Source organism: Amylibacter sp. IMCC11727 (assembly GCF_029854195.1).
Lineage (GTDB): Bacteria > Pseudomonadota > Alphaproteobacteria > Rhodobacterales > Rhodobacteraceae > Amylibacter.
In genome coordinates, this window is sequence record NZ_CP122960.1 from 2,897,680 (window position 1) to 2,923,953 (window position 26,274).

At 53.9% G+C, this 26,274-nt stretch carries 25 protein-coding genes; 13 read left to right on the top strand and 12 right to left on the bottom strand.

The genetic code is table 11. The features are described from left to right. Positions 1-21 precede the first annotated feature (21 nt). Positions 22-531, top strand: coding sequence for a hypothetical protein (locus tag QBD29_RS14595; protein ID WP_280098815.1), 510 nt, complete (start codon positions 22-24; stop codon positions 529-531). Here the strand turns inward: QBD29_RS14595 and QBD29_RS14600 are convergent. The 4 genes from QBD29_RS14600 to QBD29_RS14615 form a co-directional block, all read right to left on the bottom strand. Next, positions 520-4,020 (bottom strand): class I adenylate-forming enzyme family protein, encoded by a 3,501-nt coding sequence (locus tag QBD29_RS14600; RefSeq protein WP_280098816.1) that lies wholly within the window; start codon positions 4,018-4,020, stop codon positions 520-522. The two genes, QBD29_RS14595 and QBD29_RS14600, sit on opposite strands and share 12 nt — an antisense overlap. Positions 4,021-4,131: 111 nt before the next feature. Then, positions 4,132-4,308: a zinc-finger domain-containing protein gene (locus QBD29_RS14605; RefSeq protein ID WP_280098817.1), complete on the bottom strand. Its 177-nt coding sequence runs from the start codon at positions 4,306-4,308 to the stop codon at positions 4,132-4,134. A 199-nt stretch (positions 4,309-4,507) separates the two neighbouring features. Further along, positions 4,508-4,885: an HIT domain-containing protein gene (locus QBD29_RS14610; protein ID WP_280098818.1), complete on the bottom strand. Its 378-nt coding sequence runs from the start codon at positions 4,883-4,885 to the stop codon at positions 4,508-4,510. 9 nt (positions 4,886-4,894) lie between these two features. Beyond that, entirely contained in the window at positions 4,895-6,469 is a 1,575-nt protein-coding gene (locus tag QBD29_RS14615; protein ID WP_280098819.1) for a DUF5928 domain-containing protein, read from the bottom strand. A 156-nt stretch (positions 6,470-6,625) separates the two neighbouring features. On the opposite strand from QBD29_RS14615, the gene QBD29_RS14620 reads away from it, so the two are divergent. Continuing rightward, entirely contained in the window at positions 6,626-7,429 is an 804-nt protein-coding gene (locus tag QBD29_RS14620) for a sulfotransferase family protein (RefSeq protein ID WP_280098820.1), read from the top strand. A gap of 393 nt (positions 7,430-7,822) precedes the next feature. Here QBD29_RS14620 and QBD29_RS14625 read toward each other — a convergent pair whose 3' ends face one another. Continuing rightward, positions 7,823-8,467, bottom strand: coding sequence for a sulfotransferase family 2 domain-containing protein (locus QBD29_RS14625; RefSeq protein WP_280098821.1), 645 nt, complete (start codon positions 8,465-8,467; stop codon positions 7,823-7,825). A gap of 9 nt (positions 8,468-8,476) precedes the next feature. Beyond that, positions 8,477-9,373 carry a DMT family transporter gene (locus QBD29_RS14630; RefSeq protein ID WP_280098822.1) on the bottom strand — a complete coding sequence of 299 codons (897 nt, stop codon included), beginning with the start codon at positions 9,371-9,373 and terminating at the stop codon, positions 8,477-8,479. A 61-nt stretch (positions 9,374-9,434) separates the two neighbouring features. Here QBD29_RS14630 and QBD29_RS14635 point away from each other — a divergent pair, with 61 nt between their 5' ends. The 4 genes from QBD29_RS14635 (at position 9,435) to QBD29_RS14650 (ending at position 13,957) form a co-directional block, all read left to right on the top strand. Next, positions 9,435-10,298 (top strand): MBL fold metallo-hydrolase, encoded by an 864-nt coding sequence (locus QBD29_RS14635; protein WP_280098823.1) that lies wholly within the window; start codon positions 9,435-9,437, stop codon positions 10,296-10,298. Positions 10,299-10,367: 69 nt separating this feature from the next. Continuing rightward, entirely contained in the window at positions 10,368-11,999 is a 1,632-nt protein-coding gene (locus tag QBD29_RS14640) for an AMP-binding protein (protein ID WP_280098824.1), read from the top strand. Between the two features lie 21 nt (positions 12,000-12,020). Beyond that, complete coding sequence (locus QBD29_RS14645) at positions 12,021-13,034, top strand: GlxA family transcriptional regulator (protein WP_280098825.1); 1,014 nt, start codon at positions 12,021-12,023, stop codon at positions 13,032-13,034. Between the two features lie 59 nt (positions 13,035-13,093). Beyond that, positions 13,094-13,957: a class I SAM-dependent methyltransferase gene (locus tag QBD29_RS14650; RefSeq protein WP_280098826.1), complete on the top strand. Its 864-nt coding sequence runs from the start codon at positions 13,094-13,096 to the stop codon at positions 13,955-13,957. 4 nt (positions 13,958-13,961) lie between these two features. Here the strand turns inward: QBD29_RS14650 and QBD29_RS14655 are convergent, their stop codons facing one another. Continuing rightward, the gene (locus tag QBD29_RS14655; RefSeq protein WP_280098827.1) at positions 13,962-15,722 is read right to left on the bottom strand and encodes a SulP family inorganic anion transporter; all 1,761 of its coding nucleotides are present in this window, start codon (positions 15,720-15,722) and stop codon (positions 13,962-13,964) included. A 196-nt stretch (positions 15,723-15,918) separates the two neighbouring features. Between QBD29_RS14655 and QBD29_RS14660 the strand changes: the two genes are divergently transcribed. Both QBD29_RS14660 and QBD29_RS14665 read left to right on the top strand, forming a co-directional pair. Beyond that, a complete protein-coding gene (locus QBD29_RS14660) occupies positions 15,919-16,932 on the top strand; it encodes a hypothetical protein (RefSeq protein ID WP_280098828.1) in 1,014 nt (337 codons plus the stop codon). A 93-nt stretch (positions 16,933-17,025) separates the two neighbouring features. Beyond that, positions 17,026-17,382 (top strand): hypothetical protein, encoded by a 357-nt coding sequence (locus tag QBD29_RS14665; protein WP_280098829.1) that lies wholly within the window; start codon positions 17,026-17,028, stop codon positions 17,380-17,382. A gap of 239 nt (positions 17,383-17,621) precedes the next feature. Here the strand turns inward: QBD29_RS14665 and rpsD are convergent, their stop codons facing one another. The 3 genes from rpsD to QBD29_RS14680 all read right to left on the bottom strand — a co-directional run bounded on the left by rpsD (position 17,622) and on the right by QBD29_RS14680 (position 20,139). Then, the gene (gene rpsD / locus QBD29_RS14670) at positions 17,622-18,242 is read right to left on the bottom strand and encodes a 30S ribosomal protein S4 (RefSeq protein WP_280098830.1); all 621 of its coding nucleotides are present in this window, start codon (positions 18,240-18,242) and stop codon (positions 17,622-17,624) included. A 275-nt stretch (positions 18,243-18,517) separates the two neighbouring features. Then, positions 18,518-19,480: a thiamine pyrophosphate-dependent enzyme gene (locus tag QBD29_RS14675; RefSeq protein WP_280098831.1), complete on the bottom strand. Its 963-nt coding sequence runs from the start codon at positions 19,478-19,480 to the stop codon at positions 18,518-18,520. After that, positions 19,465-20,139 carry a thiamine pyrophosphate-binding protein gene (locus tag QBD29_RS14680; RefSeq protein WP_280098832.1) on the bottom strand — a complete coding sequence of 225 codons (675 nt, stop codon included), beginning with the start codon at positions 20,137-20,139 and terminating at the stop codon, positions 19,465-19,467. Before QBD29_RS14680 ends, QBD29_RS14675 begins: the two co-directional genes overlap by 16 nt. 141 nt (positions 20,140-20,280) lie before the next feature. Here QBD29_RS14680 and QBD29_RS14685 point away from each other — a divergent pair, with 141 nt between their 5' ends. Continuing rightward, positions 20,281-20,742: an Lrp/AsnC family transcriptional regulator gene (locus QBD29_RS14685; protein WP_280098833.1), complete on the top strand. Its 462-nt coding sequence runs from the start codon at positions 20,281-20,283 to the stop codon at positions 20,740-20,742. A 44-nt stretch (positions 20,743-20,786) separates the two neighbouring features. On the opposite strand, the gene QBD29_RS14690 is transcribed toward QBD29_RS14685, so the two are convergent. Further along, complete coding sequence (locus tag QBD29_RS14690; protein ID WP_280098834.1) at positions 20,787-21,710, bottom strand: lipid A-modifier LpxR family protein; 924 nt, start codon at positions 21,708-21,710, stop codon at positions 20,787-20,789. A gap of 143 nt (positions 21,711-21,853) precedes the next feature. Here QBD29_RS14690 and QBD29_RS14695 point away from each other — a divergent pair, with 143 nt between their 5' ends. Continuing rightward, a complete protein-coding gene (locus QBD29_RS14695; protein ID WP_280098835.1) occupies positions 21,854-22,354 on the top strand; it encodes a cytochrome c in 501 nt (166 codons plus the stop codon). Positions 22,355-22,357: 3 nt separating this feature from the next. Beyond that, on the top strand, positions 22,358-23,398 hold the full coding sequence (locus QBD29_RS14700) for a hypothetical protein (RefSeq protein WP_280098836.1): 1,041 nt from the start codon (positions 22,358-22,360) through the stop codon (positions 23,396-23,398). On the opposite strand, the gene QBD29_RS14705 is transcribed toward QBD29_RS14700, so the two are convergent. Next, positions 23,395-24,324, bottom strand: coding sequence for an ADP-ribosylglycohydrolase family protein (locus tag QBD29_RS14705; protein ID WP_280098837.1), 930 nt, complete (start codon positions 24,322-24,324; stop codon positions 23,395-23,397). The genes QBD29_RS14700 and QBD29_RS14705 overlap by 4 nt on opposite strands. Positions 24,325-24,441: 117 nt before the next feature. Here QBD29_RS14705 and QBD29_RS14710 point away from each other — a divergent pair, with 117 nt between their 5' ends. Together QBD29_RS14710 and QBD29_RS14715 are read left to right on the top strand one after the other, a co-directional pair. Continuing rightward, positions 24,442-25,080: an exonuclease domain-containing protein gene (locus QBD29_RS14710; protein ID WP_280098838.1), complete on the top strand. Its 639-nt coding sequence runs from the start codon at positions 24,442-24,444 to the stop codon at positions 25,078-25,080. Then, a complete protein-coding gene (locus QBD29_RS14715) occupies positions 25,067-26,041 on the top strand; it encodes an oxidoreductase (protein WP_280098839.1) in 975 nt (324 codons plus the stop codon). The genes QBD29_RS14710 and QBD29_RS14715 overlap by 14 nt, the downstream gene beginning before the upstream one ends. The last annotated feature ends 233 nt before the right edge of the window (positions 26,042-26,274 follow it).

Below are 26,274 nucleotides of genomic sequence, written 5' to 3' on the forward strand. Positions count from 1 at the left end.
AAGATGTCAGGACCAACCTAAATGAACGCCAAAGCCTTTGCGATAGCCATTTTGTGTTTCTCGGCCTCTGCACCGCTCAGCGCCCAAGATTCCTGCACATTTCAGGAAAATGGCGAAAACAACTGCGCCCATTTCGTCGGCTGTATCAACGAAGGCGAAACCTTGATCAAAGGAACCACACGGGGCTGGCAAAACGGCACACTTTACGGCGAAACCACCACAGGCGTGGTATGCAAAGGCACATGGAGCTATGATGACCGCCTTGAAAAAGGCGAAGGCCTAATTGAATGCGAAGATGGCGAATCCGCCAATATCAACGTTTTTTCGCGCGGTGTGACTGTGCGCTCCATCACAGGGGTTGCAATTACGTCTTCGGGAAAACGCCTTCGCATTTGGGGCAGCACCGATCTGTCCACACTATTCGCAGAACGCTATCCAGATGCCCCTGTCCCGGGCCAAACCTATAAATGTGGAACCGCATGGATTCCCCTGCCAACACAGTTTCCAAAAGACCCAGAATTAGCCAATTAATTCGGCAGCAAACCTGCGCCACGTCATCGGTGTATCCTTTTGAAAGGCCGCTGCATTTGCGCGTTGACCTGTCACCGCTTCAACGGTCAAGAATATTTCCATCACTTCCAGCGATGAAAATTCGGGGATCGTTTGTTCAAACCCATGCCAATCCGCAATCAACCCCCGATCCAGCGCCCATTGCCCGATCACTGTTTCCACGGCGGTTAAATCATCAGGCGCGGCAACCTCCACCACAGCATCCGTGTCCAAACCAGCTTCCAGCTGCTGCAACAGAAACCCGCGATCAAGTTTTTCGCTCGGCAACTTTTTAAACTGATCCACAATCGCAATTTTCTTCGGTCGCGCCGATGTGCTGATTTTCTCTGAAATACGGGCGCTGATTTCTTCGCGCAACGCGCCGTCATCCAAACGGGCGCTTTCGACCGCCAGCAAAACAACGGACGCGCCATCAACCGTTTGCACAAACGCCGCTGTCCCTGTCACCCCTTTTACAAGCCCCGCAACATGCTCGATTTCCAGCAACGAAAACCGCCGCGCACCAAGGTTAATCTCGGAATCCACGCGCCCGAAAATTTCGATTTTACCGCTGGCCCGATCCCATTGCAGGATATCCCCCCCATCAAAGGAACGAGGCGCAAGCGGATCAATCACAGGGTTTTCCTGCGCCATATCAGCGATATACCCAAACGCCACGCGTGGCCCAGACACACGTGCCACCCCTTTGCGCATGTCCCCCGTTTGCAAAACACCGTCTTCCCCAACAACGTCAAACGGAACACCTTCAACAATTCGACCCCCTGGGCTGCCATTCCAGTGATCCTCTTCCAGATCGGAAATCGTGTCATAAGCGGAATAAAAATTCGTTTCCGTCGCCCCATAATTCATCGCCTGTTCGGCCCTTGGAAAATGCTTTCGTGCCGCTTTGACCACGGCTGCGGAAACGGGCTCACCCCAATATCCAATATGGCGCAGCTTTGGCGCACCCACTGCCCCAATAGCTTTGCCAAACACTACGGATCGCCATTTCGTCGTTGGCGCTGACATCACAGAAACACCTGTTTGCGCCATCCATTCCAACAGCGCAAAGGTATCGCGCGACGCCTCATCAGTTGGCTGCACAATGCGCGCACCCACCGACAATCCTGCAAGAAAATCCATCACACCGGGGCAATCCCAACGATATACATAATAATACCGCTCACCCTGTTTTGCTCCTGACAGCGCATAATAATTCCGCGCCCGATCCAACACGCAATATGGCAAGACCACCCCTTTTGGCGCCCCCGTACTGCCCGAGGTGAACACCAGCAACCCGACCATTTCAGGTAGGAACTTTGGCAAAGACATTGGCGCATCAAACCCATCGGTCAGCTCTGCCAACGCATCGCGCCCACCACCCCCATCGACGATCAAAACCTCAAAGGCTTTTGTGCGATCCAACAGTGGTTTTATCTTGCTCCAACTGTCCGCCGTGGCGATCACCAGATCAGGATCAAACGATTGTACCCGCGTTGCCATGGCCTGTGCTGGCAAATCATTTTCCACAGCACACAGCATGGATTGCGACGCAATCACCCCCGCAGACCCGCACAACATGGCGGCCCCTTTGGGTAAAATCAGCATAACGCGATGCTGATCCAAAAAGCGACGATCCTTTCCAAAATGGGCAGGTTTGTTGGTTTGAAAATGCTGCACCACGGCTGCCATTTTCAAGCTATACGCACGCAATTCTTGCAAAGAAAGCGACTGGTCGCCAACGCACAGCGCATCCGACCTATCGTCCTTTTCCGCCAAAAAAGCGATGATCGACCCACGAACATCTGCATCTTCTTTCCACGCCTCTAATGGCATGAAATCGCGCGGTTCGGGGCAACCACCGTACTTTGACAATCGCCCTGCGGACAGCGGCGCGCCCTTTTCTTTTGTTGCCCTTAATAGGGTTCGTGCAACACGCTGCGCATACCAAATGGCCCGAATTTCCAGCGACCCTTCGTTGGGCGGGGGGGCGACCCTCTCCAAATCAAACCGCGCCACACCGTCCCTATCCAGCCAAGCGAACCGCGCCGCCACGTGGCTGCCTTTACTCAACGCCAGAAACAACGGAAAGGTTTTGACGTAAAACGGACGCAGGAACCACGGCACAACCGCCTTTTCACCGGGCGCTGTCAATCCATCAAAATCAATGTCCAACGCCTTGCCGGGCCCCAGCGCATCCGCCGCCCGCGCCACTTGCAGCGCCTGTGACATGGCCTTGCGTTGCAACACTGGAAACGCCGCGCCCAGTTGCGCCAACTCTTCAGACACCCATGTTCGGCGCACATTGGATGGCCCCGTAAACCGTGCCACAAGGCTGGTCACAACGGTGCCGTTCATAAACCCCGCCAAGTTTGACAGATACCACATTGCCCCCACACTTGGCCCGTGCGCACCGATGGTAATCAACCCGCCATCAGCATCTGCCGCGTCTGCAAATACGTCCTTAGCACGCGAGCTGATCTGCGCGCTGTCCGCCAAGGCCAACAGCGCTCCTTTGCGCATTTGGCCCGCCTGATGAACCACGATATCCGCATCGCTTGCAGGGTCGACAGCCACGAAACCCCGCGCATCCGCCGCGTCGCAGATGGCCTTTGCCGCCACGGATTGGTGCGGCAAGATCAGACTTATCAGCCCATGTATTTTATCCTGATCCGTGTCGCGTAAGTCCTGCGCAAACGGCAACTGGCGTAGGATCATACCCAAAATTCGCAGCGCACCTTTCGGGTCTACCGCAATAGACGGCTCCAATGCCTGCGCCAAATCCGCCAAGTCCACCAGCTCAAACGTATCGCGAAAATTGACATACCCAACAGGCCCCATTTCACGCGCCGCTGTATCAATCACGTCCCAGTCCCGCGCCGTCCCCAACCCAATCATTTGCACATATTGCGCCGCCAAAATCGCAAGCGACCTGTTCGCACTCACCATATCCAAATGCCGCGCGATCAATGCCCAGCCAGCATCCAGATCATCCATGAAATAATGATACATGGCTTGCGAATAAACACCATTTGCATCTGCAAACCCATCTGGAAACGGTGCATTCGAAACCCGCCGAAACAACGCAGTCAACGCGTGCCGATCCATTTGGCCCGCTTGCAACCGCGCCAAATCCGCTTCAAACACATGCCCTGCTGTTTTTGCAGCACGTGGGTTTCGCATCTGCACTGTCGCGGCCAACGATGCTTTCTGCACCGATATCGCCCTATCCAAATCCGCCCAATCCGCATCAAGCAGGGGGTTTTCCCCTGCCAAAGCGCGCAAACGCGATAGCAAGTCCTCCGACGCATCTGGTTTCAAACGGTCCACCAAAACCGCCATGGCGGCTGAACGGATTTCAACCTCCGCTCGCGCCAATCCATCCAGCACATTACCACGCCGCGCCACAGGGGCCTTTGCCACCGGCAAGCCCGCACAAATCGCTGCAATACTGTCTGAAATTGAAATCACACAAACCTCTGAAGTCACCAATTCAGGAAAAGCCTAAACGGTTTCAAAAGGGTGCGAAACGGAAATTATCTGTGGCGGCTTTGTTGGAACACCAAAGCGCAGATCGCGGGATCAATGCCCTGCGTCAGCGCCTTCTTTGACCACAAACTTGCAGTCGCAATAAGGGCATTCAACCCAGCCATGCTCCATTGGAATTTGCAACCAAACGCGCGGGTGCCCACCCTCACCACCATCACAATGAATGCGATAACTGTCTACTTCTTTGGTCTCTGGGGCTTGCGTGCTCATATCCAAAACTCCGTTAAATCACGCCCCCTTATTCTCAGCTAAATATGCGCTTTGCAAGTCTGTTTCGCCGCGTCACACGCGGTCCATTTCTTCTTTTGTCCAAAAATATCCTCGGGTGAATGGGCCAACGGCCCAGAGGGGCGACGCCCCTCCCCCTGTGCGACAGCGCACACAGGCATAACACGGCTATGTGTTGCGATTAACCGCGTTCAACCATGCGCCCAGCGCTCGCACCCCCTAAGATATGCACATGCAAATGGGGCACCTCTTGCACGCCATGCTCCCCCGCATTTGAAATCATACGGTATCCATCCCCCGTATCAGGGCTCACCCCAATGGCATCACAAACTTTGCCGATGGTACGCGTGAAATCAACGATCTCGGCGTCCGATGCTTCACGCGCGAAATGGTCGTAATTCACATACGGTCCCTTTGGGATCACCAAAACATGTTCTGGTCGCGCAGGTTGGATATCGCGAAAAGCCAAACAGTGATCGGTTTCCATCACCGTTGTGTTGGGGACTTCACCGCGCAGGATTTTGGCAAAAATATTTTGATCGTCGTAGTCATACGCCATGGGCTGATCCTAATCTGCAAACAAATAAGGCGTATGCGCAATCTCGCGCGCCTTATCTTCAGTTATGTCCATAAATGCAGAAATCTGCATCGTGTTTTCTTCGGGCTCATTGCGATCCGAAATGCTGTAAAAGTTCGGGTAATTCCGATCGCGCACGGCATTGCTTTCATAAGCGAAATCCATGCGGATGGTCGGCACCACCCGTTTGATCGTATCCTCAGACGCGGTAGGCCCCGCAAGCCCTGTGCGGATCGCATGGCCGCGCAAATAGTCGTCATCAAACGTACAGGCCAGTTCCAACATCTTTGTGGTGCAGCGGTCAGAATAGAAATCCTCCAACAACTCCACATTGGATGGGTCCGCACAGATCATCAAACGATCTGTGAAAGACCGTTCAAACAAAAGCCGCATCACCGCCCGCCTGTGGCGCGCCCGTTTTTCCAGTGTCTTTTCAATGCCCCCCATGTCAGGCATCGCCGTGTCCTGTTCGTCAAACAAATAGGCATAGCCGCGCACGCCTGTCACCTCTTCGGCGGCATGTACAAACCGCTTTGCCACATGCCATTTCTTACATACAAGGATCAGCAATTCGCGCTCGCGTCCGATGGTGCTTTCGCGCTCCCAAAACCGCGTTGCAAACCGCCGCCCTTCGCGCCCCCGCGTGGTCAGGAATTTATGCAAGGTGCGGCCTTCGTTGGTGATATTCAAATCAATATCCCCCCCCGCATAGAGCCGCCCCAGCTTGTCCTTCAAATCATGCGCCTCGGGCGAGATTTTACGCGCAAACAGGCTGTCTTGGCTCAACAGGAAATCATATTGATCGTTAAAGAACGTCACAGGCATCCCATAATCTGTGAACATCAAAAACGTCAGCGTGCGGTTAATCACTTCGTCCTTGGGGACAAGATGCAAAACCACCGTTTGGAAAAACGTTTCATCTGGAATCCACGTGGTTTTGAAAAATTTCACCACGTCTTTGCGCTCTTTTACAAACCGCAACACGGCTTCAACCGTACGGCGGCGCAAACACCACCACTGAGACCCGATTTTGATGCTCATGCCCTTGGGCACATCACGTTTGATCCCCAGCGATTTTTGCAGCTTATACGAATTGTAAAACAACGCCTTGTTTTGGCGTTCATTGAAAAAGTGACGGTAATACAACCGATCCTCTTTCATACCCGTTTTAATCCAATCGCTTTCGAAAAAGTCGTTGTTTTCGATGAAGTCAACGTCGTTTTCATCCAAAAACCGATGGGTATAGGTGGCTGGCTTGATCGCCATACAATCGCCGGACACCATGTAAAAATGTGTGGCGTCTGGAAAGGCATCATTGGCCGCTTGCATCGCATTGATCGACCCTTGCACCAGCGACCATTCCCCCCAACCGCAACTCACGCGTTTGGCGAAGGTCACATTTGGATTGTCCGCCAAAGCCTTTGTGATCTGCGCATAGGCAGCCTTATCTGCGCTGGCATCAAAGTGAATGGATATGCAATCCCCCACAGACGTCAGGCCTTCGGCCTGCTGGATGATGGCTTCGGGGTCTTTGTGACACAAAAGGATATAGGCAATTTTTGCCATCTGCGCTGTCGCCTGTTGTTGTTTTCGCTACCTCAGTTAGGGGTTTATCCTTAAAATTTGCCCCAATAAACACTTTTTCTTGGCATTCTTCTGCCTAAACGGTAGATCATGATGAAAGAACAAGCGCACAAGCGTTGCAGAGCAGGAGTAACAGTCATGGGCTTCCCAGGAACTTGGATGACCGAAAGCGAAAGCGTGGCCTACCGCGTTGTGCCGAAATGCGCGTGTTCGACCATTGGTCAGATCATGTATTACTCCGATCATGGGCGTTTCTTTGATGGCGACATTCACGACAGCACCAAAGGCTTGCACAAGTGGTCCCAAGAATATTCCCAAGGCCCTATCACCGAACGCGTACAGGCCCAAGACACGTACACCTTCACCTGCGTGCGCAACCCTTACACCCGCATTCTGTCGTCCTTCTTTGACAAAATCTGCGGCATTCAACGCAACGGCAAACGCTATCGCGGCAATCTTGTGCCCAACATCATCCGCAAATACGGCGTAGAGGTTGAAGGCGATTTCGATCAAATCCAATCGTTCCGCCGTTTTCTTTTGTTCGCACGCGACACCATCAAATGGCGCCGCCCGATGGACCCTGATATCCATTGGTCCGCTATGGCGGGTCACGCCTCAACTTTGGTGGTGAACGGCGGCAAATACGACAAGATCATCACAACCGAAAACTTCAAAGAAGGCATGAAAGACGTGTTGAAAAACATCGACGTCAAACACGAAGTCGATGTCGATAACATGCCCCGCTTTAATGAATCCGAAGGTCATGGCCCCAAACGGGCACACCCCGTCGAAGACTATTTCGACGATCTGTCCATGCACTTGGTCTATGAAATCTACAAACGGGACTTTGTGTTGTTCAAATACGATCACACCGATCCCAGCCGAAAAGAACCTATTGGCGAACCCGATTTAGAAGAAATCTACGCCAAACTTGGGGAATAACCCCAACAGACGTTCAAGCAAAGCCACTCCAACCAGAGTGGCTTTTTTACATCTGATATGTTTTGAAACATACGCGCGTGCGCCCTCAGCCTTTATTGTCACGCTTTTTCAGTAGTTTACCCTAGGTCAATTTATGCAATTCACCTTTGCATTTTTGCAACATCAATGTTGGATTTATCACTCCTCTCTAGAAATTACCCCAAACGCGCCCATGTGACGTTAAGGTAAAGACAGCGGAACCATGGTTAAGCCTTGGGTAGGGGAAGTTTTCGATCTTGGGTTCGCGCAACAAAGGTAGGGAAAATGAGCATCATTTTTATTGCGGCGTTTGCGATGGGCATTGTGGTGGGGTTTGTCACCTTGCTACTGGCGTTGGCGTTTTACGGCTAACCCTTAAAACCCATACTCAAATCGCGCGATATCTTTGGCAAATAACCGTCCAACCAGCGCCTGATCTGCCTCGGAAAAATACGTCTGATAACCGTCTCGCTTGGACTTATTCGCATGCGGAACCACACCCAGCTTGACCCCAATCGCATCTTCCAACACCGCAATATCTTGCGCCAAATGCTCTAACCGCAGATAAAGATTGCACTGATCCACGCCCTCGCGATCTGTCACATACCCCGCAGCACCGTCATTCCCCATCATCGCTTTGGTCAAGGCATCATTCAAAAACGCTGAAAAACCCACCGCCTTTGCCAAGGTCACATGCGGATGGTCAAATGTTTGATCTTGTAACCAATGGTAATAACTGACCATGCGATCCCACGGATTGCGCACCAGCGTAAAAACGAAATATGTCTCAATCTGCGTTTGATCTACCACCCCATAGATATCCCGCAATTTGGAATGTTTCCACAGCCGTCCAGACGTCTGCACATCTTTCAAACGCTTGCGCCTATTCTTGGCCTTGGGCGTGTCCCCGATCAGCACATCATCTTTCATCGCCTTCCCTTCAAGGGCCAACGCCAGTGACGTCCCCCCTGTTTTTGGGATATGCACAAAAATGTATTTGCGGCCGTGCGAAACAATCATGCCAAGACCCTAGGCATCCGCACTGCGCAACGCAATCACTGCGCCTGACGCAATGATCAGCGCAATCCCGACCATACCCCAAACATCCACTGTTTGCGCAAACAAAATCCAGGCCCAAAAGCTGGCAAAAATCAAAAAGGAATATTCAAACACCGCAATATAGCTGGTGTCCCCAACCTGATAGGCCCGCGTTAACATTGCCACGGCAACCATGGAAAACACCGCTTGAACAATGGTCCATTTCCAGAAAATGAAACTCGGCTCAACCCAACCTGTGGTGACAAAACTGCCCCCATCCCCAAGCCCAGCGGCCATCAAACCCAACCCAATCGCGCCCAAAACCCCAAGCGCGAAAAAGAACCAAAACAGCAACGTCACCGTGTCTTCGCCATCGCACAGATACCGCGTACTCAGCGCAGTCAACGCCCAAGTAATCCCCGCCAACATGGGCAAAACGGCGATCAATTGCACCGCTGTCACATCCAGCTTCAGCACCATCATAACACCGACAAACCCAACAACCGCCGCCACGATGCGCCAAATGCCGATCCGCTGCCCAAAGAACAGCACCGAAAACAGCAAAACGAACAGCGGCGCGGTAAACAGCCCCGCACCCACCTGCGCAATCGGCAGAAAGGCCAGCGCCCCAAAATACACCCCCATGGAAATCGCGCCACAGATGGATCGCACCGCAACCCCACGCCAATTGCGTGGCAGAATGCGCCATCCCATCAACACGGACAGGACCAACAACGTACCGCACACCATGACCGAACGCATGAAATGGAATTGCCACAACCCGCCTTCACCCGCGATGACGCCCACATAATTGTCGACCAACCCAATGATCGCCATGCAGCACACCATCAACGCAGCCCCCTGCGCGGTGTTTGTTGTCGTTGCCATCTGGAAATTCCCGCTTACACTTGTTGCATCTACCCACAACCCAACCTGTCAGGCAACACTCATGCGTCCACAAACCTTTGGCGAAGTCACCATCCACCGCGTGCTAGAGCTAGAAGGCCCCTTCATGCTCCCCTCGGACGTGTTTCCAAACGCCACGCCGCAGGCTTTGGAGCCGGACATGCACTGGCTGCTAAACCACTCCATCTGCCCCAACACGGGAAAACTCATTCTGCCCGTGCAATCCTATGTGGTGCAAACGCCTGATCACACCATCCTGATCGACACCTGTGTGGGCTGCGGCAAAACCAGTGCCCTGCCCGATTGGAATGATCGGGATGATGACACATGGCTGCGCAACCTCGCCGCCGCTGGATTCACACCCCAAGATATCGACTTTGTCTTCTGCACCCATCTGCACGCGGATCACACAGGCTGGAACACGCGTTTGCTCGATGGGCGCTGGGTTCCCACTTTTCCAAACGCCACATACATCCTCGCAAAATCCGAGGTTGCAAAAGCCGAAGCAGACCAATCCAACGTGTTTCGCGAAAACGTCCAGCCCATCCTCGAAGCAGGCCAAGCCCAACTGGTCGAAACGGATTTTGCCTTAAATGACATGATCACTTTGATCCCAACGCCTGGTCACACCGTTGGCCACGTCTGCGTGCAAATCCAATCAGGCGGCCAAACCGCCATCATGATCGGCGATGTGATCCACTCCCCCATCCAACTGGCCCACCCCGATTGGTCGATGGTATATGACGACGATATGGACCTTGCGGCTGCCACGCGAATTAAGCTGTTTGATGGATTGGTCGATACAGACACTCTGGTCTTAACCGCCCACCTACCAACCCCATCTGCGGGTCGCCTAACAGGCCACACAGATCGGCCCTATGATTTTGCTTATGTGGACAAAGAATAGGCCGCAAATACTCGACAACATTGAAAAGTCTGACATATAAAATCCGAACGATCTTGGGAGGGAATCATCATGGCAAAAATGGCAGACGAAGCAGGTCTCGATAAATGCGCAGCAAACTTTGTGGCGCTGACACCCTTGTCTCATCTAAACCGCGCCCGTGATGTGTTTCCAAACCGTGATGCGCTGGTGTATGGTGCGCGGCGTCACACTTACGCTGAACTTCACGCCCGGTGTTCGCAATTGGCCAGCGCCCTGATCAAACACGGCATCACGCCTGGTGACGTGGTGTCCACCATCTGCCCCAACATCCCCGCCATTGCCGAGGCGCACTTTGGCGTGCCCGCCTCTGGCGCAGTGCTCAACACCATCAACACCCGCCTTGATGCCGACACCATTGCCTACATCTTCGACCACTCCGAAGCCAAAATCGTGCTTGTCGACACACAATTCCTGCCCGTTGCAAGCGACGCCATCGCCATGATGGATGGTGACGGCCCCATGATTGTCGAAGTGGCCGATGCCGCCGCTGGCTTCCCTGCCACAGGGGATCATTTGGAATACGAAGACCTGCTGCAAGAAGGCGACCCAAACCACCCGTGGCACATGCCCGATGATGAATGGGACGCCATTTCGCTCAACTACACATCTGGCACGACAGGTCGCCCCAAAGGGGTCGTCTGCCACCATCGCGGCGCATATTTGCTGACCATGGGCACCGCACTCAGCTGGCAAATCGGCCTCTACCCAAAATACCTCACCATTGTGCCCCTGTTCCACTGCAACGGCTGGAACCATACATGGATGATGCCCAGCTTAGGTGGTCAAATCACCTGCTGCCGCGATATCACCGCCAAGGCCATTTTTGATGCGATCGAAGCCGAAGGCATCACCCATTTCGGCGGCGCACCTATTGTGCTGAACACCCTCATCAACGCCAAAACGGACGAAAAGAAATCCTTCGACCATGAAATTTCCGTCCTTACCGCAGGCGCACCGCCAAGCCCCGCCACGATCAAAGGCGCAGAAGAGCTCGGCTTTAAAATCATGCAGGTCTACGGCCTGACCGAAACTTACGGCCATGTCACCGAATGCGTCGAACCCGATGACTGGGCCCACTTGCCAGAGGCTGAACGCTACGCCCAAATGGCCCGTGTCGGCGTGCAATACCCCATGATGGAAAACATCGACGTGGTGGACCAAGACACCCGCAAACCCGTCCCGCGCGATGGCAAAACCATTGGCGAAATCGTCATTCGCGGCAATCCCGTGATGAAAGGCTATTACAAAAACCCCAAGGCCACGGCAGAAGCCTTCGAAGGGGGCGCTTTCCGCTCTGGCGACATCGCGGTGCGCGAACCCGATGGCTACATCCGCATCACGGACCGCATGAAAGACATCATCATCTCGGGCGGCGAAAACATCTCGTCTGTCGAAGTAGAAAACACCCTCATGTCCCACCCCGCCGTATCGCTCTGCGCCGTGGTGGCCAAACCGGACGAAAAATGGGGCGAAACCCCATGCGCCTTTATCGAATTGAAAGACGGTGTTGACCAACCGACAGAGGCCGAAATCATCGCCCACACGCGCGAACACCTGTCAGGCTTCAAATGCCCCAAAAACGTGGTGTTCCAAGAACTGCCGAAAACCAGCACGGGCAAAATTCAGAAATTTGAACTGCGGCACGTGGCAAAGGCGCTTTAACCCAATCACAGGAGGCAAACCGTGGTAGAAGACACATTCGTCAATCGCGGCGCAGCCACCTTTGCATTCGAATACAACCACCCCCCGCGCGACATCTACTTCGCGCTGCTGCCAAAACTCACCCTGCTGGCGTTTTCATCCGCAGTGGAACCTTTGCGCATTGCCAACCAGATCACGGGGAAAACGCTCTATCGCTGGTTCACCATGTCCGCCGATGGCGCGCCCATTCGCTGTTCAAATCACGTGCAAATTACACCTGATACAGCGCTCAAAGACCTCGTGAAAACCGACCGCGCTTTTGTGTGCAGCGGTATCGAACCCGCCACCACGCTTGATCCCAAAGTCACCCAATGGGTCCGCCGTCAGAAAGCCCACGGCGTTACCGTTGGGGGTATTTGCACAGGCGCGTTCACTCTTGCCGCCGCTGGAACACTGCGCGCCCAACGTTTTACACTTCACTGGGAAAACCAACCAGGCTTTGGTGAAATCCACCCAAACCTCACGCCTTCGAAAAACCTCTATGAAATGGACAAGGGCTTGTTGACCTGTGGTGGTGGCGGGTCGGCCACAGATATGATGCTCGACCAGATCGAACGGGATCACTCCAAACAACTGGCGATCATGGTTGCCGATATGTGCTTGCACTTCCGCTCCCCCAAACAAGGCACCAACCAACAATCCGCCCACGCGGTGGCCCTTGGCACACGCAACCCGCGCCTGATTAAGGCGATTGAAATGATGGACGCGAACCTTGAAACGCCGCTGTTCATCACCGACATCGCGGATGAGGTTGGCCTCTCCAGCCGCCAATTGGAACGCCTGTTCAAACGCTACCTCAACCAATCCCCTGCCGAAGTTTACGTGCGCCGCCGCACCGCACGCGCCTATGCGCTGCTCAGTGAAACAAATCTCTCCACCGCCGAAATCGCCATGGCCGCAGGGTTTTCATCTGCCAACCAACTCTCCCAACGGTTTCGCCGCCTATACGGTCTCTCCCCACACGCCCTGCGCAAAAATTGGGAAGCAGAATCTTAACGTCTGGTATCCTTTGAACAATTCTGTAAGATTCCCGAAAAAACAGGGGCAGCAGACCAATGGCAGGCAAAGAACCATTTTACCCAAACGGGCATTATTACTCTCCAATCGGGAAACCCCGTGCGGTCAAAGGATATTTTGAAAGCGAACATTTCCAACGCCAAGTGGCGCATACAGACGGTCTCATGGATTACCCTGCTCATGCGAAAAAATGGGCGGCGATCAGCAAGAAAATGATCGAATTTCCGTTCCACCCCAGAGATGATTTCCGCTATTTCGCCAAGAATAACCAACTGCCCTATTTCGATGCGTCGATTCTGTCGGGCATGATCCAAACCATCAATCCCACCCGCGTCATCGAAATCGGCGCAGGGTTTTCCACCGCCGCGATGTTCGACACCTTTGATCGAATGACAAAGCCAAAGCTGAAGAAATTCACCACAATCGACATTGATCTGACACGTGTCAAAGGGCTCACGCCGCCGGACACCTGCGAAATGATCGAAGCCCCCGTTCAATCCATCGACCCCGCCTATTTTGGCGAGCTAGAAGCAGGGGACTTGCTTTTCATCGACACATCCCATGTTTTGAAAACAGGCTCAGACGTACACTACGAATATCTGCACATCCTGCCTGCCATCAAAAAAGGCGTCCATGTTCACATCCACGACATTCACTACCCGTTTGAATACCGCCGCCAATGGGCCCAGCAGGAAAACCGCTCGTGGAACGAAGTCTACCTCGTCGATATGCTTCTGACCTTTTCGAAAATGTTCAAAATCGAATTCTTCAACGACGCCTTCTTACAGGTCCAATCCGAAGACCTGCGCAAAAAGGGCGATATGTTTGATCGTTTCGATGAATTCGACGCCCGCCCCTTTAATCGTGGCGCAGGATCAATCTGGTTAAAAAAGGTGGCCTAAGCGTTTATCGGGTCTGATCTTCGGCCCGCATAACATTGTCACATTCCCAAAACACATCGCGTAAACATCCTTCGCAGATACCGCGATCAAGGCTCGACATGGCATCGGCAACCGCTTCGGATTTGCTGGGGAACAAGCGATCTTCGCCGATTTCATCAATCACATGAAAGCGGTGTAAACTCGCCACCAATGGCGGAAACAGCGCCACGATGCGGAACGATCCCCCCTCCGCCTTGGCCTCGCGCGCGGCGTTAATCAGGAAATCCGCACCTGCCAGATCAATCTTGCCCATGCCCTTCATGTACAGCAACTTGTGCTTTTGCCGTGGATTACGCGCACTGATCTTTTTGTATTCCTTCGCCACGTTTTCCACGCTGCCAAAATACAACGGCCCATCCAATCGAAACGTCAACAACTGCGGGCATTCCGTCAGGTTTGATCGTTCCACATTGCGAAACTTGCGCGACCCATCTGGCTGCAACATCGGTGCGGTTACGGGCAATTCAGGATGCGAACTTTCGTAAATGAACACGCACAAGGACGCGATCACACCCACATAAATCGCGAAATCCAGCTCGATAAACAGACCCGCCGCAAGCGTCAGGCCAAGGATCACCGTTTCAGGGCGGCTGCTGGTTATGATGTGGCGCAGTTCGTTAAAATCAATCAAACGCCACGCCACAAACAGGATCAAACCCGCCATGGCAGGCTGGGGAATAAACGCCACCCAATCGGCGATGAAAAACAGCACCAACAACAACGCAAGGCTCGCAAAAACGCCTGACAGCGGCGTCACCGCCCCCGCCGTCGCATTCACGCCCGACCGCGTGAAAGACCCCGATCCCGCGTAACACTGAAAGAAACCGCCAACCACATTTGATAACCCCTGCCCGATCATCTCTTGGCTGGAATCAAATTGTTCTTTGCGCCGCACCGCAAAGGCTCGACCAATGGAAATCGCTTCCAGCAATCCCACCACCGCAATCGCCGCCGCACCAGGGGCGAGCATGGCCACATCTTGGATAGACGGGTTTGGAACATGCAAAGACGGAACCATATTGGGCAAAGCACCGACCATGGCCACACCATGCCCCGCCGCATCCACAAACCACGCCAATCCAGCCCCCGCGAGCAATGCCAGCAAAAAACCTGGCAGCCGTGGCGCAAATTTTTGCACCAAAATGGCAACCCCCAGCGTCACCCCGGAAATCAACAGCGCATAAGGATTTGCCTCTGTGATATGCAGCGACAATCGCTCCAACCGCTCTGCGATATTGCCGCCGCGCTCCACAACAACGCCGCTTGCCCCTGCCAATTGACTGACCGCAATCAAAATCGCCGCGGCCATGGTAAACGCTGTCATCACACTATGGGACACAAAGGACACAAGCCCCCCAAGGCGCGCAAACCCGCCCACCATTTGGAACAGCCCCACCAGAATGGTCAGCGTCAACGCCAACTCAATATACCGCGCCGATCCAGGTGCCGCGAAATCCGACAAAGTGGTGAACAGCACCGCAGAAATCGCGGTGGTCGGCCCCGAAATCATAATCATGGATGACCCGAACATCGCCGCAACAATGGCCGTAATCATCGCCGTATAAAGGCCGAACTCAGGGGGCAACCCAGCAATCGTGGCAAAAGCCACCCCTTGTGGCAAAACAATCGCCGCGTTGATTAGACCAGCATAAGCATCCGCGCCAAGGCTCTGGCGCGAAACACGAGTGCGCCACGTTAGCGGCGGAAAATAATCGGCAATTCGCATAAGACAGCGATCCAATACCAGCAGGGAGTGTGAATCAAATTACCGCCCGCCTACGCCTGTCGGCTCAACTTTGCAAGACCACCAAAGGGTCGCAACGCCTCCGACAACCTACCTAATGACAAAGACACTACCCAGAACAGGATTTCCCCTGTAAGGTAGCCCCATAAAACAGGCCAAAGGCCGACAGAGGCGTGCAGTGACAGCTCTCAAACAATATGAACGGCTCGAGTCTCTCGGGCTTTGGAAGGAATCTGATGCGGATCAAAGACGCGAAGTGATCGTGTCCTTTGGGGCTGCGTCTTTGGTGCTGTCTGATTCCAATGGCAAACCTTTGGCACACTGGTCCTTGGCGGCGGTGCGCACGCTTAATTCGGGCGAACTGCCAACCATCTACAGCCCTGATAAGATCAGCAGTGAAACGCTCGAAATTGACGACGAGCAGATGATTGAAGCCATCCAGGAAGTGCGCAAAAACATCCGCCGCATTGGCCCACATCCTGGCCGCCTGCGCTGGATATTGTCAGGCGTTATCATCGTTCTGGTCTGCTTTTTGATGTTCTCGTGGCTGCCAAGCATTTCCGCCGATTACGCCACGCGTGTTGTCCCCCCCGCAAAGGCACAGCAGATCGGCAAAGACATCCTCGCTCAAACCAATCGCCTCACCGGCCAACCCTGCGGTGATCCGCTCAGCCTGCCTGCGTTGCGCAAACTCGAAAACTGGCTTTTACCCGATGGTGGCAACATTCACATCGTTGATATGGGCGCACGGTTTTCGGCCCATATTCCGGGTGGCAACATCCTGATCAACCGTGTTCTGATCGAAGAAAACGCTGGCCCCGAAGTGGCCGCAGGTTTTGTTCTGATGGAACGGGCGCTGGCGGCTGAAAGCAATCCAATGACGGGCATGTTTTCCTCCATCGGCACACGCGGCACGCTCACGTTTATTGCCAACGGCACCCTGTCACGCGATGGGCTCGCCGCTTATGCGCGCAAAACCCTGACGCACCCCATGACCCGCCCCAGCGACGAAACCCTTTTACCGCTGTTTCGCAAAGCCGCACTCACCTCCGCCCCCTACGCCTATGCGCTCGATGCAAACGGCACGGCAACCGCAGGGCTTATTTCAAACGACCCCTTCAAACAAAACTACCGCCCGCAAATCACTGACGCCGACTGGATCGCACTGCAAGCGATTTGTGGGGATGGGTGAGTTTTAGAGGCCACAAAATCATAACGAAACACTTTGCAGCCGCTCACAATTGTGCAAATTTAAAGTATACCAAAAAATTAAGAGGACTTTCTAATGCGTTTACTTTTGATTTTCTTAGCATTTGGCCTTGCGGCGACACTGTCTTTTTCCACTACAGCACAGGCCAATGGCTGCCGATATTTCTCCTACGTCCAATATGGAACCGTCATGTACGGTGGAAACCCACAGGACATGCGAAAAGGCTTTCGTGTCGGCCCTGTCAGAAAAACCGCAGGCAACACCTCCGCCTCCAGCGCAAGCGGCATTATCAACATCGGACCCTTCGATTCAGAAAGCGCGCTCATCCTAGAACGCAGTCTGGCTGTGGACGACGTCAAAGCCCAAGGGTATGTCCGAAGCGGGAATTTCACGTTCCCAGGTGTTGTCATTCACAAACAAAAAGATTGCTAATAACCCCGTGATTTCGGCCTTGGTCGCACGCATTTCTGCCATCAAATGCAGATAAATTCTTTCTGCGATCCGTAAACTCTTACACACAGGTTCAAGGGATTGATGACTATTTTTGGGACAATGCCATTTTTTATAAGGTAGCCTCAGAAACACTGACGTTCACAATTTCACCCTAATCCCCCCAACGAAAAAGGCCGCTCCCATCGGAACGGCCTTCAAATTCTTCAGTGTGGCGAAGATTAGTTCTTCGCGTAGAATTCGACCACGAGGTTTGGTTCCATCATCACTGGGTATGGCACGTCAGACAGGCCAGGAGTGCGAACGAATTCCGCTTTCATCTTGCCAGCGTCTACGTTGATGTAATCCGCAAAGTCACGCTCCGTAGAAGCAAGTGCTTCCATCACCAGCGCCATTTGCTTGGAACGGTCACGCACTTCGATCACGTCGCCTTCTTTCACGCGGTAAGACGGGATGTTTACCTTCTTGCCGTTCACTGTGACGTGGCCGTGGTTCACGAACTGACGCGCAGCAAATACTGTTGGGACGAATTTCGCACGGTACACAACCGCGTCCAGACGACGCTCCAACAGGCCGATCAGGTTTTCACCTGTGTCGCCATTCACACGAACCGCTTCGGCATAAATGCGACGGAACTGTTTCTCTGTCAGATCGCCGTAGTAGCCTTTCAGCTTTTGCTTGGCGCGCAGCTGGATACCAAAGTCGGACAGCTTTTGCTTACGGCGTTGACCGTGAACACCAGGGCCGTACTCACGACGATTTACAGGGGATTTCGGACGACCCCAGATGTTTTCACCCATCCGGCGGTCAATTTTGTATTTGGCAGTCGTACGTTTAGTCACGGCTGTTCTCCTTCTGTGGCCCCAAAGGGCGATTTGTGAAGGGCGTTGTCCTCTGGCCGAAGCCCGACAGGGTTCCTTTTGCAAGGTCCACCAACACCAAGTATCCGCAATTGCGGATGAGCGGCTTATAAGGGGTTTAAGAGGGGAGTCAACAGCGCCAAACACCCAAGTGTTCAGAAAGTGGCGTTCACACTCTGCCTGTTCATTTTGCGCACGTTTTTACGTGCAAAGCAACGCACTTGCGGCCAGCAAACAGCGGTCTGTAACAGGGTGCCTCAAATGCGCATTGCAGGAACGTCCTCTGGGTCAAGCCGCAGCTCAATCAGGAACGGGCCAGAGCGGGTTTCCATCGCCTTCAACGCCTGCTCCAACTGATCCTTAGAACGCACCTCAAACCCCTGCCCGCCAAGCGATTTCGCGATATCTGCAAAGGATGGCCAAGAAAACTCCGTCAAGCTCGGGTCCATTTTACGATCCACAAACTGAATGTGTTCCGCGCCATAAGCGGAATCATTGGCAATAATGATGATCAAATCGAGCCCAAGGCGCACCGCCGTATTAAACTCGTTGATCCCACCCATCATGAACCCACCATCCCCACTAAACAGGACGACGGGACGCTCTGGCGCGGCCACAGCCGCGCCCACAGCTTCCTGCAAACCCAATCCAATGGCGCCAAAACTGACCGTACCGACAAAACTCTTTGGGTTTGGAACCGACAAGCGACACCAAACCTCGGTCATAAATCGCCCCCCATCCGTAACCAGCACGCGGTCTTTGGGCAGAGCGTCTTCAAGCCGTTCCAGTGTTTCCACGTAATTCACAAACCCATCTGCCGCTTTGCCCGACCCTGCCACATGCTGTGTCAGCACCGCAGTATCCAAATCACGGGTAAAGCCGCTTGCCGCAACATCGGCCTCGTTCAACCAATAAAGAATGGTCTCCGCAGCCAGCCCAGCATCCGCAACAAGCGCCACATCAGGGTGCAATCCACCACCAATCGCTGTCGGGTCCGTGTCAATTTGAATGATCCGTTTGTCTTTCATCAGCTTGCCACGATCCGTTGTGAAATCATGCAAAGCCGTACCAAAACAAACGATACAATCAGACTGCGCAATCAAATCATACGCTGCGGGCGTGGACAGCGTTCCAAAGATATCAATGTTATACGGATGATCATTGAAAAGCCCCTTGGCACGCAATGTGGTCGCAAGCGGGGCTTCTAATCTATCGGCCAATTGCACCAATTGATCATGGGCATGAATGGCCCCACCCCCGCCAAAATCAAAGGACGCCGTGCCGATGCGATCATCCCAATTGCATTGTCCAGCAAATCACCCTCTGCGGCTCCGCCGGGGGTCGTGAAAACATCAAGAACCTGCGCAGAGTATTCCGCTTTTTGCCACATAAAGTCGGCGGGCATGTTCAAAACAATCGGGCGGCGTTCTACCTGTGCGCGGTAAAAGGCTTGCGCCACATCTTTTGCCACTGTTTCGGGCGTGCGAAGCTGCACAAAACCCGCACCTGTTACCTTAACCACCGCCCTTTGGTCGATGCTTTGCAAATGGCGCGGATTATCGGCTGGCGTATCACCCGCCAAAATCACCAACGGCGCGTGAGCGCGCGCCGCCTCTGTCAACGCTGTTGCGCAATTTGTCAGGGCCGGCCCGTGCGTCACAGTTGCAACGCCCACTTGCCCCGAAATATGCGCATAGGCCGCCGCCATCAAAACGCTGCTGCCTTCGTGCGCCGCAGGTATAAAATCACCGCCACAGTCTCTGACAAAACTATCGACCATAAACAGGTTCGCATCACCCATCAAACCAAACATCTTTGTCGTCCCGTTGTCTTTCGTGGCTCGGGCAATGGATTGATAAACATAATTGGCAGCGGTCATTGAGCCTGTTCCTTCACTTTCACAAAATAGATGCTTCTAAGAACGATAACGTCAAAATCGAAGCATTAGGCTTCTAAGTTGATCTCATTTAGAACATCATGGCATAAATTTGGCTGAAACTCGAACATTTGAGGTGAAATTTTGCTCGACACTTACGAAAAACGGATCCTGAAAGAACTGCAACGGGACGGGCGGGCCAGCACCCAAACCCTGTCTGATGCCGTGGGGCTATCCCCATCCCCGTGCTGGCGGCGGGTCAAACGGCTCGAAGAAGATGGCTACATCACCCGCTATGCCGCAATTCTGGATGGAAAAAAGCTGGGCTTGCGCGCTTTGGCGCATATTCAGGTTTCGCTGATAGATCACGACACGTCTTCGATTGCCAAGTTCAAGGATTTCATCGACCACAATGAACAAGTGCTGGAATGTGCATCCATCACGGGTGATTTTGACTATATTTTGAAAGTCGCAGCCAAAGACCCCGAAAGCCTCGAGCACTTTATCATGCAAAACCTTCTTGGGCTAAAGGTCGTGCGCACCACGGCAACCACCTTTATCCTGCGTCAGATGAAGGTCTCTGGCGCGCTGCCTGTCGATATCTAGGTGCGGACGAAACGCCCCAAACCTGTGCCGCTGACACAAAACCCTTAAAAGTTGAACTTCACGTTCAACGACCCCGTCACCTGACTGTCACGCTGGCCTTCGAACTCTTTGCCAAGCCACGTAACGCCGTAAAACAGCCCCGCATTTTCGCCTTCATACAGGAAACCAGCACGGGCACGGGGGCGGACATTGCGCACCTCATATCCACGGCTTTCAGGCAACAGATTGCTGTCCCTCACATAGGCCACATCGCCACCCATCATAAAACCAAAGCTGCGATCATCGCTGTGGCGCACATTTGTCACCAAATGCCCTGTCACCGCTTCCCGGACAAAAAAGTTACGCGAGATATTCTTGCCAAACACCGCATCAACCCCAACTCGTGCATAGCTTTCAATGCCGACCTGCGCTTCGGCAAAGGGGCGGACCAGCGTATTGTTAAACCGCACATCGCGCGACAATTCACCCTGTGCCGTTGGATACACTTTATTTCCCAGCTGCGTTGCCGCCGCCGTTGGCCCTTGAATGCCCAACCGATCATGGGCCCAATCCTGAAAATCATCCAAACCGGTTTGCGGTCCCACAAACACCAATTCCCCACCATAGGACACATTGTAATTGCCCCGCTCATAATGGGTAAACGCACCAAGCCCGATCACACCCGCATAGGCACGATCAGGGAACGGATTGGCCACCGACAAATCTTCGGGCGCAATGATTTCTGCACGGGCGCGATACTGCATCAATTCAAACGGGATCGCAGGCAATCCATCCAACACATGATCCCCAAATGTCACCGAAACCTCGTATGACCCCGTGCGCCAACGGTCATTGCCATCGCCAATGAAATCGTTGCTAAACAGGCGCGAAACCCCCACCACGTTTTCAAGATTAGGAAAGGCGAACCCCTCGGCAGAGGCGGCACTGGCTTGGGTGATGCCCGCAATGGCAATCAAAACTAAACGCATCGGATGTCTCAACTTTTGAATCTCGTCCTCCCTTCACCACAATTTGTGGCAGATTTGCGGCAAATTTGACCGATGCCCGAATTTCAGTTGGAATTGCCCACCGATGTGACCATCATGCCATAATCACAGCGTAAGGGGCGATCATGTACAAACAATTAACCATCGCGATTGCGGCACTTGGCTGCGCCACCGCCGTGCTTGCTCATGACACCGCCACGGGCATTGTCAAAGAACGCATGGACGGCATGGTTGTCCTCAGCAAAGCGATGAAAACGGTTCTGGCAGAAACCCAATCCGCCGTCCCAAATCCCGATGTGATCAAACAGGCCGCACAGGCCATGCAGGATCACGCAGGGGACACGATGACCAAACGCTTCCCCAAAGGATCCTTGGACCACCCCAGCGAAGCAACCGAAGCCATCTGGCAAGATTGGGATCGCTTCACCTTTCTTGCGTCCCAACTGGACCTCAAAGCAAAGGGCCTCGCACTGGCCGCCGCAAACCCGATCAGCAACAAAACGGTTCAATCCCGCGACAATTTCATGCTGATGGATTTCGCCACAATGGGTCCAGACGAGGTTTTCACCCTTATCGGAATGAACTGCAAAGCCTGCCACCAAGATTTCCGCGTAAAGAAGAAATAGTTCATGAGCAGTTTTACAAAAATCGGCCTCTTTCTTGCGGCTGCCATCGCCATTGTCTATGGCATTGTACTCAGCGCCACGTTCGGCGTCACACCCAGCATCGCACCTCGTAAAACTCCCGCGCCAGATGGGTTTGACGCGGCCCAGTATCAAACACTGATTGATCTACAAAGCACGGATCAAATGCACGTTGAAAACCTGAACGGCCTTGGCGATCCCTTCCATCCTGGTTTTATGACGGACCCAGCCATAGTTTATGTCACCGTCAGCACGGGTCCCTATGATGCCTTCTACGTGTTCTTCAATAAACAAGGCCGCGAAATCGGTCGCCGCGAAAAAACCCGCACAATGTCTCCGCTAGGAAGCCTGTTCATGGATATCGACGGATATTTTGCCGTCACGCAACAAGGGGTGGGCGACCAACAATCCTATATAGATGTCGAAAACGGCGCGTTGATCCCGTTTGAAACTCTTGAAAAACTGCACGCGAAATCAACGACATTTCGCGCTATTTCTTATCACGATGCACCGCGCGAGTCCGAAACCTACAAACAGAAAATCAACACCTACATTCTAAAGGTTGATGGTGTCTGGCTGCGCGCCAAAATGGGCCAAAGCGATCCACCGCAATTCCTCGATTGGAAAACACCAAGCTTTCCCCAATTTCACACGCAATACCGTTTTCCAACCAAGGACGATCCAAACCAGGACCGAACAACCTTTAACGCTGGCAGCTTTTTTGGGGGCAAATACACGATCCACCAAACGTGGTTTGACGAACAAGAATATTTCCGCCGCCGTGCCCCGTCTATCGGCAGCACCACAGGAATGGGCACGCCAGAACACTGGCGCGGCACAGGATATTACGAAATTGCAGCGGATGATAAATCCATAAAATTTGCCATCCCAAATGATCGCAAAATCCTGTCAGGCAGCGGACGCTTCACGATGAAAGTCATGGGCCATGAATCGCTCGATCTGATGGTGATCGAACGCTACGCTGGCAACGACGCGCAGTATTACATTGTCTCCACCAAAGATTAATGCGCGATGGTGCGGCACTGATCCCAAACGCTCTCAGCGCGGTCCAGCTTCAGTATCCAATCGAGCGGAATATCCCGCACGCCGCAGGCCGCCGCCATGATACTACCGATGATAATCGCCCGCCCACAGCTGTCGCCACCTGCGCGGATGTTCTGTTCGACAGCATCCGCGTAATCCTCGGCGCGTGACAGGATGTGAAACGCCAAAGGTACGGCCATGGGCAAATGACACGCCCGCCCGGTCACCTCGCCATAGGCAACACTGTCCACTTCATCTGTGCCTAATGCTGCACGCAACGCTTCGCCAATCTCCCCCTCGGCCTCTTGCGCTGTGACCTTCAGAACAGTCTTTAAATCCCCGCCTTCAATCACACCGTTCAGCACCGCCGCACAGACCGCAGCATATCCTTCTGCCACGTCATTGATGTTGGTCACTTCCCGCGCGGCCTTGGCCATGGAAACCTGTGCATCACCGCCATAGCGGGCCACAATGGCAGGCAGGGTCGATGTGGCTGGCAATTGATCGTCGTCAATCCCCGTCACCTCTTTCTCGGCCGCCGTATTCTCCAGCACACCGCGCGTTGGGCGGTCAATGTATCCCTGATATCGCCCCCCAGCGCCAAAATGCGCCACGAACGCCGCACGATACGCCGCCCCGTCAAATCCATCGTGGTCTAGGATAGATTGCATCACCAAACGCAGCACCTCTCCGTATTGGCTCTGCATCCCATCACACCGCAACGCATGGGCGAAATACGCTGGCACGCCCTCATGATGTGCGGGGTCAACAGGCACAAACGCCCCACCACCATGGGCATCCGCCACCGCCTTAATCCGCGCAGGATCATACACCCAATGCAGGCCCAGCGCCGCTGCATCCGCCACCAAGGCCCCAAAAACCGCCGCTGCTTTGCGTTCTGCTGACATGATCTGCCTCTTTCCAATCTATGATGTTTCCAAAAACAATAGCGCCCTGCCCCTAAATGCCAAGCTCCCAGAATTTGCCATGGACATCCCCACCCGATCCATGGCGCAATACACTTGATGGAAAACCCACACACCCTTCGCCCCCTGCCAACTGGCCCGTTCCGCTTTTTCGCCCTTGATGTGGAAACCGCGAACCGCTCCTCGTCGAGCATCTGCCAAATTGGCGTGGCCTGTGTACGATCCGACGGCTCTATGGCCACTTGGATGAGCTATATTGACCCTGTCACAGACGATTGGTCCGCCACTTGGGTGCATCACATCACCCAAGACACCGTCAATGGCGCCCCAGATTTCCCCACTGTCCTTGCGCATCTGCGCCCCCATCTGGACGGTGAAATCGTCTTTCAACACAGCCACTTTGATCAAAACGCCATCCGCCGCGCCTGCCTGAAACACGATCTCGACATCCCCAACTGGCGCTGGCGCGACAGCGTTAAGGTCGCGCGCAAAGCATGGCCCCAACTGCGCGGCAACGGTGGCTTTGGGCTCGCCTCGCTCAAAGACTATCTCAGCCTCGAATTTCGCCATCACGACGGCGAAGAAGACGCCCGCGCCAGTGCCGAAGTGGTCCTGCTCGCCGAAGAAAAAACTGGCCGCGATTTTGCGCTGAAACGTGTCTTAAAACCCAAGGTCGATCCGAACCAACTCGACCTATTTCCCCCTCAACTAAAGGAACCTCAAAATGGCCCTTTCTGATCAACTCCCCCTACACTCTGGCTTTCACGCAAAATCCACCGCACTAGAGGTTGTTGACGGCATCGACCTCACTGGAAAAACCGCAATCGTCACGGGCGGCTATTCGGGGCTCGGCCTTGAAACCACCCGCGCATTGGCCGCCAAAGGTGCGGCTGTCATCGTTCCTGTTCGCAATCCCGCCAAGGCATCCGAAACGCTCGCCGATGTAACGGGCAATGTCACAACCGCCCCGCTTGATTTAGGTGATCTTGCATCCGTGCGCGCATTCGCCGACGCCATCCGCGCCGATCACACCCAGATCGACATTCTCATCAACAACGCAGGCATCATGGCCTGCCTTGAAACCCGCGTTGGCCCCAATTGGGAAAGCCAGTTTGGCGTCAACCACATGGGTCACTTTGCACTTACCACCGCGCTAATGCCTGTTTTGCAAAACACCGATGCTCGCGTGGTTGCGCTCTCGTCCACGGGTCACAAACTCAGCGACATACGTTGGGACGATATCCACTACCACAGCACCGACTACGACAAATGGCAGGCCTACGGCCAAGCCAAAACCGCCAACGCCCTGTTTGCCAACGCCCTCTCCCGCCGATTAAAACCCACAGGCGGTCACGCGTTTTCGGTCCATCCTGGCGGCATCTTTACACCCCTGCAACGCCACCTCCCCAAAGAAGAGATGATCGCCCTTGGCTGGCTCGGCGAAGACGGCGAACCCTCTGAACTTGCCAAACAGGGGTTCAAAACCCCCGAACAAGGCGCATCCACCAGCACATGGGCAGCCACCTCTGCTAAACTCAACGGCATCGCGGGCGTCTATTGCGAAGACTGCGACATCGCCGCCGTCACAGATCCCGACAGCCCCACCGCCCGTTTCATGGGCGTAAACCCACACGCCTGCGATGACGACAGCGCCGAACGGCTCTGGCAGATCAGCGAAACACTCTTGGAATCGGCCTAAATCCGAATCGTTTTCACGGTCGTCCCCGCGAAAACCGCGGTTTCGCACCGCACATCAAAATTTAATTGTCTGACATTTACGCCCATTTGTCAGACATTTAACCCCAATCAACCGACACCCTCCCGAAAAAACTTCCCAAAACGCAAACCAATCGCTTAGGCTCAACCTACGGACGCCACGTCTAGCTCATTTTTTCAGGCCTCCGACGATCCATTTGATCACACCGAACACGA